Annotated in this window: 14 protein-coding genes; 6 read left to right on the top strand and 8 right to left on the bottom strand. The window is 43.8% G+C overall.

Going from position 1 to position 13,771, the window contains the following annotated elements; translation table 11 throughout:
• The first annotated feature begins 569 nt into the window (after positions 1-569).
• On the top strand, positions 570-1,130 hold the full coding sequence (locus HWQ47_RS00265; protein WP_269969227.1) for a gamma carbonic anhydrase family protein: 561 nt from the start codon (positions 570-572) through the stop codon (positions 1,128-1,130).
• On the opposite strand, the gene HWQ47_RS00260 is transcribed toward HWQ47_RS00265, so the two are convergent.
• The 5 genes from HWQ47_RS00260 to HWQ47_RS00240 form a co-directional block, all read right to left on the bottom strand.
• Positions 1,125-1,388, bottom strand: a complete 264-nt coding sequence (locus HWQ47_RS00260) for a DUF1488 domain-containing protein (RefSeq protein ID WP_269969226.1) — start codon at positions 1,386-1,388, stop codon at positions 1,125-1,127. The genes HWQ47_RS00265 and HWQ47_RS00260 overlap by 6 nt on opposite strands.
• Positions 1,385-2,206, bottom strand: coding sequence for a shikimate dehydrogenase (aroE, locus tag HWQ47_RS00255; RefSeq protein ID WP_269969225.1), 822 nt, complete (start codon positions 2,204-2,206; stop codon positions 1,385-1,387). Before aroE ends, HWQ47_RS00260 begins: the two co-directional genes overlap by 4 nt.
• Positions 2,207-2,301: 95 nt before the next feature.
• Positions 2,302-3,222 (bottom strand): oxygen-dependent coproporphyrinogen oxidase, encoded by a 921-nt coding sequence (gene hemF / locus HWQ47_RS00250; RefSeq protein ID WP_269969224.1) that lies wholly within the window; start codon positions 3,220-3,222, stop codon positions 2,302-2,304.
• 31 nt (positions 3,223-3,253) lie between these two features.
• Entirely contained in the window at positions 3,254-3,811 is a 558-nt protein-coding gene (locus HWQ47_RS00245) for an L-threonylcarbamoyladenylate synthase (RefSeq protein ID WP_269969223.1), read from the bottom strand.
• Between the two features lie 63 nt (positions 3,812-3,874).
• Positions 3,875-4,438: a DNA topoisomerase family protein gene (locus HWQ47_RS00240; protein ID WP_269969222.1), complete on the bottom strand. Its 564-nt coding sequence runs from the start codon at positions 4,436-4,438 to the stop codon at positions 3,875-3,877.
• 122 nt (positions 4,439-4,560) lie between these two features.
• On the opposite strand from HWQ47_RS00240, the gene HWQ47_RS00235 reads away from it, so the two are divergent.
• Positions 4,561-6,333, top strand: a complete 1,773-nt coding sequence (locus HWQ47_RS00235) for a collagenase (RefSeq protein ID WP_269969221.1) — start codon at positions 4,561-4,563, stop codon at positions 6,331-6,333.
• Positions 6,334-6,614: 281 nt separating this feature from the next.
• Here HWQ47_RS00235 and HWQ47_RS00230 read toward each other — a convergent pair whose 3' ends face one another.
• From HWQ47_RS00230 to HWQ47_RS00220, 3 genes are all read right to left on the bottom strand, one after another.
• Complete coding sequence (locus tag HWQ47_RS00230; protein ID WP_269969220.1) at positions 6,615-7,088, bottom strand: DUF494 family protein; 474 nt, start codon at positions 7,086-7,088, stop codon at positions 6,615-6,617.
• 2 nt (positions 7,089-7,090) lie between these two features.
• Positions 7,091-8,110 carry a DNA-processing protein DprA gene (gene dprA / locus HWQ47_RS00225; RefSeq protein ID WP_269969219.1) on the bottom strand — a complete coding sequence of 340 codons (1,020 nt, stop codon included), beginning with the start codon at positions 8,108-8,110 and terminating at the stop codon, positions 7,091-7,093.
• A gap of 135 nt (positions 8,111-8,245) precedes the next feature.
• Complete coding sequence (locus tag HWQ47_RS00220) at positions 8,246-9,358, bottom strand: LysM peptidoglycan-binding domain-containing protein (protein ID WP_269969218.1); 1,113 nt, start codon at positions 9,356-9,358, stop codon at positions 8,246-8,248.
• Positions 9,359-9,540: 182 nt separating this feature from the next.
• Between HWQ47_RS00220 and def the strand changes: the two genes are divergently transcribed.
• From def to trkA, 4 genes are read left to right on the top strand one after another with little or no spacing between them, the layout of a single operon-like run.
• The gene (gene def, locus HWQ47_RS00215) at positions 9,541-10,053 is read left to right on the top strand and encodes a peptide deformylase (protein WP_269969217.1); all 513 of its coding nucleotides are present in this window, start codon (positions 9,541-9,543) and stop codon (positions 10,051-10,053) included.
• A gap of 7 nt (positions 10,054-10,060) precedes the next feature.
• Positions 10,061-11,023: a methionyl-tRNA formyltransferase gene (gene fmt / locus HWQ47_RS00210; RefSeq protein ID WP_269969216.1), complete on the top strand. Its 963-nt coding sequence runs from the start codon at positions 10,061-10,063 to the stop codon at positions 11,021-11,023.
• Position 11,024: 1 nt separating this feature from the next.
• Positions 11,025-12,302, top strand: a complete 1,278-nt coding sequence (rsmB, locus tag HWQ47_RS00205) for a 16S rRNA (cytosine(967)-C(5))-methyltransferase RsmB (RefSeq protein WP_269969215.1) — start codon at positions 11,025-11,027, stop codon at positions 12,300-12,302.
• A 9-nt stretch (positions 12,303-12,311) separates the two neighbouring features.
• Positions 12,312-13,721 (top strand): Trk system potassium transporter TrkA, encoded by a 1,410-nt coding sequence (trkA, locus tag HWQ47_RS00200; protein ID WP_269969214.1) that lies wholly within the window; start codon positions 12,312-12,314, stop codon positions 13,719-13,721.
• Positions 13,722-13,771: the final 50 nt, after the last annotated feature.

Below are 13,771 nucleotides of genomic sequence, written 5' to 3'. Positions count from 1 at the left end.
TGCTATGGTCACTCAGTGGTTCATTGAGATAATTTTTGATTGCCTCAAAGAGGCAATTTCGAATAACTCAACACCTGTGAGTGCCCACACAGATTTCTTGTTTTGAATTGTTAAAGAGCGTTAGCATCAATCTTTCAGATACTGCCGGTAGACGCTAGGTCATTGGCTTGAGGAGGCGTATTCTACACTCTCCAGTGTCGGCGTCAAGCGCTTATTTTACTAGGTGTTTCAAGCGATGCTTTCTTAATCACTCATGTGAAAAGAAGCAAAACTCGAAGCTCGTAAAGCGGTTGTCACCTGAATCAAATCTCCGAGGAGTTTTAACTCTCACTCTTCGTTAAAAGAGTGAACTGATCACGCTGCAAGTCCCGTGCTATCTAGCCTTTCGACTGGGTAGTTGGCCTGCGGTGCCGTGTCAGTGGATGCGGATTATAGGGATATCAGCCAAGAGCGCAAGGGCTTTTATCAATAAAAACCCTCTTACAGTACTGTTTGATGATAAATCATCCTGACTAGCTACTTTTTAGGCTTTATAATGTTGTAAATAGCTATTTTAAGGACTTTAATTAATGACAGTTTCGAAAAATGCCGCGTCATTGCGTTCATATAAAGGGCTCACTCCTACACTGAAGAGCAAAGTGTATATAGATGAGGCTTGCGTGCTTGTAGGCGATATTAGTCTTGATGACGATTCGAGTATTTGGCCTTTAGTGGCTGCCAGAGGTGATGTTAACCATATTAGAATTGGTAAACGCACAAATGTACAAGATGGTGCGGTGCTTCATGTTACTCGTAAGTCTAGCGCTAAACCTGATGGTAATCCTTTACTCATTGGTGATGATGTCACAATTGGACATAAGGCGATGCTGCATGGCTGTATTGTTGGCAACCGTATTCTTGTCGGTATGGGTGCCATTATATTAGATGGCGCCATCCTAGAGGATGACATCATCTTAGGTGCTGGTTCACTCGTGCCACCAGGAAAAGTATTGAAAAGTGGTTACCTATATGTAGGAAGCCCAGCGAAGCAGAGCCGGGCTCTGACTGAAGCAGAGTTAGCCTTCTTGCCGGAATCTGCTGATAACTATGTCAGACTGAAAAATGAATACTTAGCAGAGCAGTCACTATAACCAGCTAACGCCTCCTTGCTCATCAAACATCTCTTGTTCGATGAGCATCTCTATTTCATCTTCAATATCGAAACCATAAGTATTAAAAACTTTCAGGGCATCTTCCTTGTCGAGAATTGTTCTGCCTTCTAGCAGAGCTAAGCGTGACAAACTGACTCGACACGTAATATTCGCCCCCTGAACTTGAACTGGGAAATGGATCTGTTGCAGTTCTTGATCCCACTCTTGTAGATCTGGAAATAAAATACTCTGGTTCATTCGTTTGCTATCTTCTCCCTTAACACCTTAATGGTCGTGTTAACTTCTGGAGTAACACCACGCCATAACTCGAAGCTTTTTGCAGCCTGCCCAACAAGCATACCTAAACCATCAATAGCCTGTGATGCGCCATGCTCTATTGCCCAGCGATTAAAGGCAGTGATCTCTTTGCTATACATCATGTCGTAACAACTAGTGTTAACGCCAATCACTAAAGTAGGAATTTGCGGTATATCACCACTAAGACTAGAAGATGTTGAGTTGATGATAATATCAAATGGCGCCAAGAGTTCTGAAATAGATAATGCCTTTACATCGCCATAAGACGTAAAGATTTCGGCCAATGTCTCCGCTTTCTCTTGTGTTCGATTATGGATATTAACTTGGAGACCCGCATTAAGAAGTGGTAGCACAGAGCCTCTTGCCGCACCACCAGCACCTAGAAGTAACACTCGCTTGCCCCTCAGGTCTGATATATTTCTACCTAAGTCAGCCACCAAGCCTAATCCATCAGTATTATCACCACGAATTTTGCCACTATCGAGCAATGTTAACGTATTAACCGCTCCTGCTAACCTTGCTTCTTCACTCAACTCATCACATAGATTAAATGCACGCTCTTTAAAGGGAATCGTTACGTTAGCCCCTTTGCCGTTTTGACGCCAAAATTGTTGCAAGCGGGCCTCAAAACCCTCTATTGGTGCGAGTATGGTTTCATATTCCAATAGTTGCTCAGTTTCATCCGCAAAAATCCCATGGATAAGAGGTGATTTACTATGGGATATCGGATTTCCAAAAACGGCATATCTATCGGTCATAACTCTTCTCTATACTTATCGAACGTGAGTGATAACTGTCAGTCTACTCATACTGATCTTAGACGCAATTAATATATCTATGGCAAAACCGGCCTCTATTTATTCAACGACAGCCAATCTTTGGGTATTAAGAAGTCGGTATATAATAAAGTTTCAGGTGAGTTTGCTTCCGGTGTGTACATATACTCCCAGCGAACTAGCGGCGGCATTGACATCAGTATGGACTCGGTTCGGCCACCAGTTTGCAAGCCAAATAGCGTGCCTCTGTCGTACACCAAGTTAAACTCTACATAGCGACCACGACGGTATAGTTGGAACTGACGCTCATGCTCACCATATTCGGTATTTTTACGACGCTCTACAATTGGCGCATATGAGCTTAAGAAACCATTACCCACGGCTTGCATAAAAGCAAAACTCGTTTCAAAGCCTTCAGCATTGAGGTCATCAAAGAATAAACCACCAACACCACGAGTCTCGCCTCTATGGGGCAGATAGAAATACTCATCACACCACTTCTTATATTTCGGATAGACCTCTTCACCAAAGGGAAGACATAAGTCATGGGCATGTTGATGCCATTCAATCACATCTTCTTCAAATGGGTAATAAGGAGTCAGGTCGAATCCACCGCCAAACCACCATACAGGGTCAGCTCCCTCTTTTTGTGCAATAAAAAAACGAACATTTGCATGGGTCGTCGGGATATAAGGATTATTAGGGTGTATGACTAGAGAAACCCCCATGGCTTCGAAACTGCGCCCAGCAAGCTCAGGTCGATGAGCCGTCGCAGAGGCTGGCATAGCTGATCCTGTCACATGTGAGAAATTCACACCTGCCTGCTCGAATACTTTCCCCTGAGTTAATACACGACTCGTGCCGCCACCACCTTCCGCTCGTTTCCAAGAGTCGGCTTTAAATTTTGTTCCACCATCGAGCTGTTCCAGACCATCACAAATCCGTTGTTGAAGATCGAGTAAAAACGTTTTTACTACACTGGCGTCTGGTACAGGCATAATATTTCCCTTTAATTATTAATTATATTTATTAACGTAATACGCTGCCGCTGATGGCATCGATTATGGTGGAGGGTTTTCTTTGCGCTCCCAGAGAGCCTACAACCAATGCGTCTATCTCACCCTCAAATTTAGCCAAGACGTCGTCTCGACTCATTGCGGGTTCTTCGCCAGAGTGATTGGCGCTAGTAGAGACTAATGGTTTACCTAGTTGTTGACATATAGCCTGAATCGTTGGATGAGAGGAGACTCTGACGGCGAGTGAGTTAAAACGACCACACAATAGGTGGGATACTCTCGGCTTAATCGGCATGATAAAGGTAAACGGTCCAGGCCACTTACTCAACACTCGCTCAAGTTGATCTTCAGTAAGCTTAGCTTCATCGATATATGGGAGCAGTTGCTGATAATCGCTAGCCACGAGTATCAAACCTTTCTCCCAAGGCCGCTTCTTTAACGATAATAAATGAGTAATAGCGATGTCATTATCGGGATCACAGCCTAATCCGTATACCGCCTCAGTAGGATAGGCGATTACCCCCCCCCTCTCTATAACCTGTTTAACTTCAGCAGGCGTATGCTCTAACATATAAAAACCTTCAATAACCAATAAGCTGCCATCTATATAAATTATAGATAGCAGGATGAAAGCCTATATGGCTCGTTTGTATTTGCACTGTTTTTGCGGGCATTCCATCCTTCCACCAGCCGCACCTTTACGTTCAACTAAAATACCGAAGCCACACTCAGGGCAAACTTCGTTTACTGGTGGGTAGTTAACGAGGAATTTACACTTAGGGTATCCACTACAGGCATAAAAGGTCTTACCAAAACGGCTAGTTCTATGCTCAACATGACCTTTTTTACAGATAGGACAGGGGATCTCACTACCTGCCAACTCTTGATCATGCTTTTCGATATGTTTGCATTCAGGATAGTGAGTGCAGCCAATAAAAATACCAAACCGTCCTGACTTAACAGCCAGCTCATTACCACAATCAGGGCAAGATGAGCCCTCAATCACCTGAGTCTCTATCGACTCGTGCTGAACCAATGGTCTGGTGTAGTCGCAATTTGGATAATTATTACAGCCAATGAAACCACCATGCTTGCTGTTTTTCACTGACAGCTCACTGCCGCATTTAGGACAGAGTTCATACTCTTTCTCTAGTGCATGCTCATGGGAGCTAAATAGCTGTTGATCGATCTTAGACATGCTTATCTCACTTACCTTATATGGTCATATTTTATCAAGCTATTGCGATACAGGGAAACACTAATACTACTAGTTATATTTACAAAATATTAGTATATTGTATCCAAAAATAAGGAGTTGTTATGTTTCGTCGCTCAATCATTGCCCTTGCTCTTATCTCACCCGCCCTCGTTGGACTCTCTGGCTGCAGTTCTGCCCCGAACATTAGTTTAAATCAAGCTCAGATAGATAAAGTCATTCAGGTTAACGAACCTTCACTATTTGATGCAAGTAGCCCGTTGTTAACAAAGGAAACATTTGATCAGGTCGGATTATCTCTCGCTTCTATAGCCGATGAACAGCAAGCCGATAAGCTCCTCTACTATCTTCGTGCTTTTAGTTATTTTGGCCCCATCGATACACTCGATAGCGATAGCATCAGTACCCTGACTTTTGGTCTGTCTCAGCTCATTATTAAGCCATTTTTTACTCAATCATCTCGCCTGCAAGAGCATTTCGCGGTGACTTTATACCGTTACTACGCTGATAATGACAACGCGCAACACTTAGCAACACTGGCCCCCCAGCTCGAAACTCAACTTAATTCACTTGCAAACAGTAAGCCTAGTATCACTAACGATTACGGACTTTGGGAAACCCTCAAGGCCTATGGCATGCTATTTAATAGTGCAAGAAAAGATACCGACGGCGAGTTAAATAAGCAAATTATAGCATTGAATTTAGCTCAACCTTTACTGAGTTTTGCTGGGTCATCAACGAGCATAAGAGCAACAAATGACTGGCCAAAAGCGAACGTTTACTGGGCGTTGGGACTCTATCGCTTAGCCTTACCAACAAGTGAAAATGATGAACCTACTGTAGCAGAAAACAGCATAGATCAGGCTGTTGCCAATATAGCAAAGGCGGATGTGGCCGCTAGAGGTGATGACGCCAAAGACACCTATACATTGGGTTTTCATGTCAACGCTTTTGCAGGGAAAGAGAGCTGTGAGCAGAACAATGATGTTTGTCGTATCCCCGAACTAGCTGATATTTTACCCATTAATCATCCCTGCTCCGATAGTCTATTTATCTTAGCTCAAGATCTAAATAGAGAGGAGTTGGCGACCAGTTGTTTCAAATTAACCTCACAAGAAGCCAACTTCCATCAAGTGCTTGAAACTGGACATCAAGCCACCGCCAATGATTTTAGTACCGCATTACGGGTCGTCGCCTTTAAAAACTGGAGTCAATATAATGCTTATGGTCAGCTACTATTCGACATAAACACAGATAATGGCGGCATGTATATCGAGGGCACGCCTTCTAAGCCAGATAATCAGGCTACTTTCTTCGCTTATCGACAATTTTGGATTGAACCTGACTTTGCTATCTGGAATTTAAACCACGAATACGTTCACTATCTAGATGGTCACTTTGTGAAATATGGTGGATTCGGACATTTTCCAGCAAAAATGGTGTGGTGGTCTGAAGGGCTAGCTGAATATATTTCTAAGGGTGACTCAAACCCAAATACACTCAAAATCATCAAGCGTGATATTGATAAAGCGCCGTCACTGGAGGAGATATTCGCCACCGAATATAAAGACGGTCAAGACAGAACTTACAAATGGAGTTATATGGCTGTCCGCTTCTTAGCAGAGCATCACCACAGTGATTTCGTGCAATTAAGCCAATATCTAAAGACGGACTACTTCGAAGGTTATGAACTACTACTGCAGAAACTCATTCAGCATCAACCCCAGTTCTCCGCTTGGTTAAATATTCAGGTCGAGCAATTTGATGACACTAAAGAGAAGACGAAACCAAGGCTGCATAAACAGAATCGTTACAGTTACCGTGACTATTTGCAGCCAGAGCACCTAAAGCAAGATAATAAGCATCTGCACTATTAAAACTGAAAAGCTAAGTAAGAAGGCTGGCCGGCTTTAATTTTGTAAGCACAAGTGTTCTGACCTCCAAGGGCCAAAGATACTCCAGATACCTTCATGGCATTCCCCACCTCCATGTGGGTCAAGGAGGAAATGCCGATAAATGTTGGGAACCTATTCTCAGGGTAAATAGTTGGCCGGACACAAATCCCTTCTTACGCAATCCTTGCGTTCAGGGATAAGTACTTCCGTGTACAAAAAAGGAGGCTAAGCCTCCTTTCTTTTTCGCAACAATATGCGGTTCACTACGAGTGAAGTCTACCATCGGGCTGCTCGAATATCAGATCTTCCATCTGCTCATAGGCTGACTCATTACCCGGTACATTAAATAGCACCATAAGCACAACCCATTTTAGATCTTCGAGAATAAGAACTGTTTCATCCAGTTCCATGACACGATCGATAACCATCTCGCGAGTCACAACACTCAGGACTTCAATCTGCTCCAAAAACAGAATAAAACCACGACACTCAACATCCAGTTTATCCATCTCATTTTGAGTGTAAATTCTGAAGGAGTGTTGAGCATGATTGCATAAGTAGGGTTTGTCACCCTCCTGTAACTCGGCTAAATTTTCAAGCCAAGACAAGGCCTTGATAATTTCGGACTGATGAAATCCAGCACGTGTTAACTCTTGTGTTAACTCATCTTCATCCACGAGAAACTCAACTTCACTGTGAACATAGTTTTCAAACAGGTACATGAGGATATCAAACATGGCTAGCTCCTCCTTATTCTTACGTAACCACCGGGTACTACAGCGATCCAACCTTGTAGCTCAAGTTCAAGCATTTGCTCTAATACTAACTCTATGGCTTTTCCACTATGCTCAACCACAACATCAATTGCAGTGGCCTCATATCCAACACTAGCTAACAGAGAGGCAAATGGCAAATCAGAAGTGTTCTCCCCCTCTATATGGTGACTATTTTTCAATTCTTCAAGGTGAAAATCACATAAAACTGATACTTCCACTATTATATCGGCCACATTCTCGACAAGCTTTGCCCCGTCTTTAATCAAATCATGACAACCTTGGTTGTTTTCAGCCAATATACTGCCTGGAATAGCAAAAACCTCTCTGCCCTGCTCTAAAGCCAGCCTAGCGGTGATCAACGAACCACTTTTTCTGCAGGCTTCGACCACTAGCGTACCTAGAGATAGACCGCTGATAATACGATTACGTTTCGGGAAGTTACCAGAAAAAGGCTGAGTACCTGGCCAAAATTCACTAATAATAGCGCCATTAGTTTGAATACTTTCATATATTTTGCGATGTCGCTTAGGGTAAATAACATCAACCCCAGTGCCTAAAACAGCCAAAGTCTTGCCACCACTGTCAATACATCCTTGATGTGCAGAACCATCAATCCCTACAGCCATCCCACTGCTAACAGAGAACGCTAACCCACCTAACTCTTTACCAAACTGGTAAGCAAGCTGTAAGCCTGCTCTGGAGGCGGCTCGACTACCAACAATGGCAATACTTGGCGGATAAAGAGCACTCAGATCGCCCTTAACAAATAAGAGAGGCGGTGGAGAAGGTATTTGCTGCAGCATCTTAGGGTAATTGGGATCATCGAAACAGACAATAGAGTGATTGTCTGCGGACTCTTGCCACTCTAAAGCTGATTCAACTAATGCGAAATTAGGGATAAGCTCACGCTTAAGCAGACTTTCAGGCAGAGGAAGTGCATGTTTTTCATGCTCTAACATCTGCCTAAGCTCCTCTACATCCATATAGTTCAGTAGCTGTTGAATCCGAGCAGGACCTAGCCCAGATACTGCGTTAACAACTAGCCAATCGACCAGTTTGTCAGTTATACACTCCCCCTTGGATAAACAGAGCTTATATCTTCAAATTCAGTGAAACTATTAATCAGCAAATGCTCTTAGCAAATGAAGAGAATCAGGCTTGATCAATTTATCATCCACCCTCACCGTTTTCTCGTTTACCATAATAAGACCTAAACTTGTCTTTTCGAACACTTTAAATACCATTAATTTACCACGGTAGATATCTGGCATTTTGACCGAATGACCAGAAGAGATATCGCCTAACAGGTTATCATAACTACTACGGTCACTCGGTAGAACTGGCTTGCCATCTCCATTTATCACTATGTCGACACCATCTCGATAGATAGAAAAGACATGACCAGGTTCAACACCATCTTCTCTCCCTTTATCGAGATAGGCTACATCAAGCTTACCCATCTCTCTCACATGCTTTTCCGATGCGAGTATAGAGGCGGTTCCCTCCAGAGTGCCAGCCTTCGGCATAAAGTAAGCAGAGATAAGTGAATCATTCTCAATAGGTAAAACACGCGTTCCTGCTTTGGTTTCACGAAAATTACTCAATAGTTTAATTTTAGAAACAGAACCAGATTCAACCACTCGGCCACTCGCAGTTAACACGACTTCTTGACCAAGAAGATCTCCCCCATCTTTACTGACAAACTCTCGCCCTTTTGAGTAGACACCATATTTATCGCCTAAAGTGAGTACGCTTTGAACATAAATCACATCACCGATAATATGATGCCTAGATTCACTCTCACCACCCAATACCATAGGCTGATCATCGAACCAATCACTATCGACGACTCTATTTTGAACAAGATAGGGACGAATCAAAGACAAATCAATTGCAGGTATTGCATCACCTTTAGCTTGAATTCTACCTGTGGGACTCTTACGTTTATGAGGTTTCAACACTAATCTGGGTTCACCATCAATAAACACTAACGTTAAGCGATCTCCAGGATAGATAAGGTGAGGATTGGCGATTTGAGGGTTAACACCCCACAATTTTGGCCAGCGCCATGGGTCATTAAGAAAATGTCCCGAGATATCCCAAAGCGTATCCCCCTTAACAACGACATAGGAATCAGGGTGTCCGGATTTCAATGTGAGAGTATCGGCGAATATGGAGCAACTAAATGTCATTAAAGCGAGTAAAATTAGTCGTTTCATGGGGTTTTCCATGCTGATAGCTATTTAATCTCTAGGCTAGAACTCGGTGTAAAATATAAAGTACTTTGAACTAGTTTGCGTATATAGAGAGCTTTTGCTGTTATTGAATGTCACTAAGGATTAAAATTGAAGCATTAGCTAAAGTCAGTATAACCAACTGATAAAGATTTGACAGACTTGTTAAGAGTTTATGTATGAGTTTATTAAAAGTTTTACGTTTCCCAGATGAGAAATTACGTTCGATTGCCAAGCCAGTTATTGAGTTTAACACTGACTTGCAAATTCAAATCGATAACATGTTAGAAACAATGTATCTAGAAAAGGGGGTCGGTCTAGCCGCAACCCAAGTCGATTATCATCACCAGTTGATCGTAATGGATCTTCAGGATGAGGTTGAGAGACCAAAAGTCTTCATTAATTTGGAGATTATTGCCAGTAGCGGTCACTTCGTCAATGAAGAGGGCTGTCTTTCGGTGCCGGGGATCTATGCCGACGTCGAACGTGCAGAACTGGTCACCATTAAAGCATTAGATGCCGAAGGTAACGAGTTTACCTTAGAAGCTGATGGCTTATTCTCTATCTGTTTACAACATGAGTTAGACCACCTAAAAGGTAAGTTGTTTGTCGATTATCTGTCGCCGCTAAAGCGACAAAGAATAAAGCAAAAACTTGAAAAAGCCGCGCGCCTCGAAGAAAGAAAAGGATAGAGATTTTTTGAAACCATTAAACGTTATTTTTGCAGGTACACCCGATTTTGCTGCTCGCCATCTTCAAGCGCTGATCAATTCAGATCATAATGTCATCGCCGTATACTCTCGAGTAGATAAGCCCGCTGGTCGGGGGAAAAAGCTACAAGCCAGCCCTGTTAAAATACTGGCAATGGAAAATAACATTCCTGTCTTTCAACCAGCATCGTTAAGAGACGAGCAAGCACAAACGGAATTAGCCAGTCTTAATGCGGATATCATGGTTGTGGTGGCCTATGGACTTATTTTGCCTAAAGTGGTGTTAGATATGCCCAAGTTAGGCTGTATTAACGTTCATGGTTCAATTCTGCCTCGCTGGCGCGGTGCTGCTCCGATCCAACGTGCACTTTGGGCTGGCGACAGTGGCACTGGCGTGACCATAATGCAGATGGATATAGGCCTAGATACTGGTGATATGTTATTAAAGACTCGGCTACCGATCTTAGGTAGTGATACCTCAGCCAGTCTATATGAGAAGCTTGCGGAACAAGGGCCTGGCGCTTTAATCGAAGCGTTAGCGGGTCTAGCAAAAGGTGAATTAGTTGCTGAAAAACAAGATGAGTCATTGGCGAACTATGCAGATAAGTTAAGTAAAGAGGAAGCTGAGCTCGACTGGAATAAAACAGCAACACAGCTTTGGCGTGAGATTAGAGCATTTAATCCTTGGCCTATCAGCCACTTCACCCATCAAGATGCCAGTATAAAAGTCAGAGAAGCCGAAGTGAGTCTTGCTGAATCTAGCGCACCTGCCGGCACCATCATCTCTGCGAACAAAGAAGGGATTGACGTTGCGACAGGCGAAGGTGTACTGACACTGCTCAATATGCAACTTCCAGGTAAGAAGCCGCTTAATGTCGGTGATATTCTTAACTCTCGTAGTGAATGGTTTACGCCCGGCACACGCTTAAGCAGTATAAAAGAGGCAACATAATATGAATTTGCGTGCGCTGGCGGCAAAAGTCGTTTTTCAAGTGTTAGAAAAAGGGATCTCACTCTCTGTAGCTCTACCTGAGCAACAGAAGCATTGTGAAAGTGGTAAAGATAAAGCCCTACTCGCCGAGCTAAGTTACGGTGTAATGCGTCAATTACCGCAACTAGACAAGTTGGTCAGCGATTGCATGGCTAAGCCACTGAAAGGTAAGCAGAGAATTTTGCATCAACTGTTGCTAGTAGGTTGTTACCAGCTCTATTTCACTCGTATACCTAGTCATGCGGCGATTTCTGAAACCGCCGAGGCTTGTCGTCAATTGAAATTCGATGGCCTTGTTAAGGTCGTTAACGGTGTTCTGCGTAATATTCAACGTCAAGAGAAGCCACTGCCAACCGACAACGACACCTTAATGTATAACACTCCGACCTGGATTGTGAAGAGTCTAAAGCAAGCCTACCCAGAGAATTGGCAAGCCGTGATTGAAAACAGTCATCAACGTCCTCCCATGTGGTTGCGTAACAACATGCGCTCCCAAAGCCGTGATGAATATCTCGCTCAATTAGCTGAAGCTGATATCCCAGCAATATCTGGTAAGGGTAGTGATGCGATTTTACTCGAGAGTCCTAAAGACGTAATGCAACTTCCAGGATTTGAGACTGGTGCCGTTTCTGTTCAAGATGGCGCAGCCCAATGGGCAGCGACATTATTGGCTCCAGTCGATGGCGAGTTGATCCTCGATGCCTGTGCGGCACCCGGCGGTAAAACCTGTCATCTGCTCGAACGCGCTAATATCGAATTAGTCGCGGTCGACTTTGATGCCAACCGTCTTGAACGAGTGCAACAAAATCTAGATCGTCTTGCGCTTAATGCCAAACTTGTTCATGGCGACGCTGCCGATATTGACGCTTGGTGGTCTGGTGATAAATTTGATCGCATCTTACTTGATGCTCCCTGCTCTGCGACCGGTGTGATACGTCGCCACCCAGATATTAAATGGTTAAGAAAGCAGGCCGATATCGAAGAGTTGGCTCAGTTACAAAGCAAAATATTGGATCATTGCTGGCAGTGGTTAAAGTCAGGTGGCACACTCCTATATGCAACTTGCTCAATTCTTCCCCAGGAAAACGCACAACAAATTAGTGCTTTCCTTGAAAGAACCGATGATGCGACACTGGTTGCGATCTCAGAGCAGCCAAACTCTGATGATATAGGCTGGCAGATCACCCCGGGAATGGAAAATATGGACGGGTTCTATTACGCACGCCTAGTAAAGGGATAAAGCAAGGCCATGAAGATTATCATTTTAGGTGCAGGTCAGGTGGGCGGTACCTTAGCCGAAAACTTAGTCGGCGAGAATAACGACATCACAGTCGTCGATAATGACCGACGAAGATTACGCTCATTACAAGACAAGTACGATCTGCGAGTGGTTTTCGGTCATGGTGCTCATCCCAGTACCTTGAAAGAAGCTGGAGCTGAAGATGCCGATATGTTGATCGCTGTGACTAACAGCGATGAATGTAATATGGCAGCTTGCCAGATCGCCTATTCATTATTTGGTACACCGACTAAAATTGCCCGGATCCGCTCTGAACAATATTTAGGTCTTCGCGATAAATTATTTATCAATAGCGAAACCAAGAAAAATGATAACAGTCCTCGCGGTGGTTTTATTATTGATGAGTTGATCGCGCCAGAACAGCTTGTCACTGCCTATATCCGTCGCTTAGTTGAATATCCTGGGGCACTGCAAGTACTCGAATTTGCCGAAGGTCGCTTAAGTTTAGTGGCGGTACGCGCCTATTATGGTGGCCCACTTGTCGGCAATGCACTTGCTACACTGCGTGAGCATATGCCCAATATTGATACCCGGGTTGCAGCTATTTTTAGACAAGGTAAATCTATTTTGCCAAGGGGCACCACCATTATCGAAGCCGATGATGAGGTATTCTTCCTTGCCGACACTCGCCATGTGCGTGCGGTAATGAGTGAGATGCAGAAGCTAGATAACACCTATCGTAATATCATGATAGCCGGCGGTGGTAATATTGGGATGGGGCTGGCTAAGCAACTACAGCGCAATCACTCGGTCAAACTAATCGAACACAACCAAGAACGCGCCGAAGAGTTATCAGAAAAACTCGATAACACCACCGTCTTTTGTGGTGACGCCTCAGATCAAGAGCTACTACTCGAAGAACATATCGATCAAACAGACGTCTTTATCGCTGTCACCAACGATGATGAAGCCAACATCATGGCAGCACTACTAGCGAAGCGCATGGGCGCCAAGAAGGTCATGGTGCTTATTCAACGTGAGGCCTACGTCGATATTGTTCAAGAAGCCAATATTGATATCGCAATTTCACCACAACAAGCCACCATTTCAGCACTACTGACCCACATTAGGCAAGGTGATATCTGTAATGTTTATTCACTAAGGCGAGGGGCTGCAGAGGCTATTGAAGCTATCGCCCATGGCGATGCCAAAACCTCTAAAGTCGTCGGTAAGAAGATTGGCGAAATCAAGTTACCGCCGAGTACCACCATTGGCGCCATTGTCCGCGACGATGAAGTGCTAATGGCACACGACAACACCATTATTGAACAGGGAGATCACGTTATTCTCTTCCTAGTGAACAAAAAGTTTGTGGGTGAAGTTGAAAAACTGTTCCAGCCGAGTGCTTTTTTCTTCTAAGATTTTCGCGGCGATGCAATAAAAGAAGAAATACTGTGCAAACAGATGTT

Origin of the sequence: Shewanella sp. MTB7 (assembly GCF_027571385.1) — a bacterium.
In the GTDB taxonomy this organism is placed as follows: Bacteria; Pseudomonadota; Gammaproteobacteria; order Enterobacterales; family Shewanellaceae; genus Shewanella.
Note: the sequence above shows the minus strand (reverse complement) of the source record. Positions and strands in the feature narration are given on the sequence as shown.

Coding starts and splice junctions, on each gene's coding strand:
- HWQ47_RS00265 (WP_269969227.1), top strand. CDS start 570: ATGACAGTTTCGAAAAATGCCGCGTCATTGCGTTCATATAAAGGGCTC.
- HWQ47_RS00260 (WP_269969226.1), bottom strand. CDS start 1,388: ATGAACCAGAGTATTTTATTTCCAGATCTACAAGAGTGGGATCAAGAA.
- aroE (WP_269969225.1), bottom strand. CDS start 2,206: ATGACCGATAGATATGCCGTTTTTGGAAATCCGATATCCCATAGTAAA.
- hemF (WP_269969224.1), bottom strand. CDS start 3,222: ATGCCTGTACCAGACGCCAGTGTAGTAAAAACGTTTTTACTCGATCTT.
- HWQ47_RS00245 (WP_269969223.1), bottom strand. CDS start 3,811: ATGTTAGAGCATACGCCTGCTGAAGTTAAACAGGTTATAGAGAGGGGG.
- HWQ47_RS00240 (WP_269969222.1), bottom strand. CDS start 4,438: ATGTCTAAGATCGATCAACAGCTATTTAGCTCCCATGAGCATGCACTA.
- HWQ47_RS00235 (WP_269969221.1), top strand. CDS start 4,561: ATGTTTCGTCGCTCAATCATTGCCCTTGCTCTTATCTCACCCGCCCTC.
- HWQ47_RS00230 (WP_269969220.1), bottom strand. CDS start 7,088: ATGTTTGATATCCTCATGTACCTGTTTGAAAACTATGTTCACAGTGAA.
- dprA (WP_269969219.1), bottom strand. CDS start 8,110: ATGGATGTAGAGGAGCTTAGGCAGATGTTAGAGCATGAAAAACATGCA.
- HWQ47_RS00220 (WP_269969218.1), bottom strand. CDS start 9,358: ATGGAAAACCCCATGAAACGACTAATTTTACTCGCTTTAATGACATTT.
- def (WP_269969217.1), top strand. CDS start 9,541: ATGAGTTTATTAAAAGTTTTACGTTTCCCAGATGAGAAATTACGTTCG.
- rsmB (WP_269969215.1), top strand. CDS start 11,025: ATGAATTTGCGTGCGCTGGCGGCAAAAGTCGTTTTTCAAGTGTTAGAA.
- trkA (WP_269969214.1), top strand. CDS start 12,312: ATGAAGATTATCATTTTAGGTGCAGGTCAGGTGGGCGGTACCTTAGCC.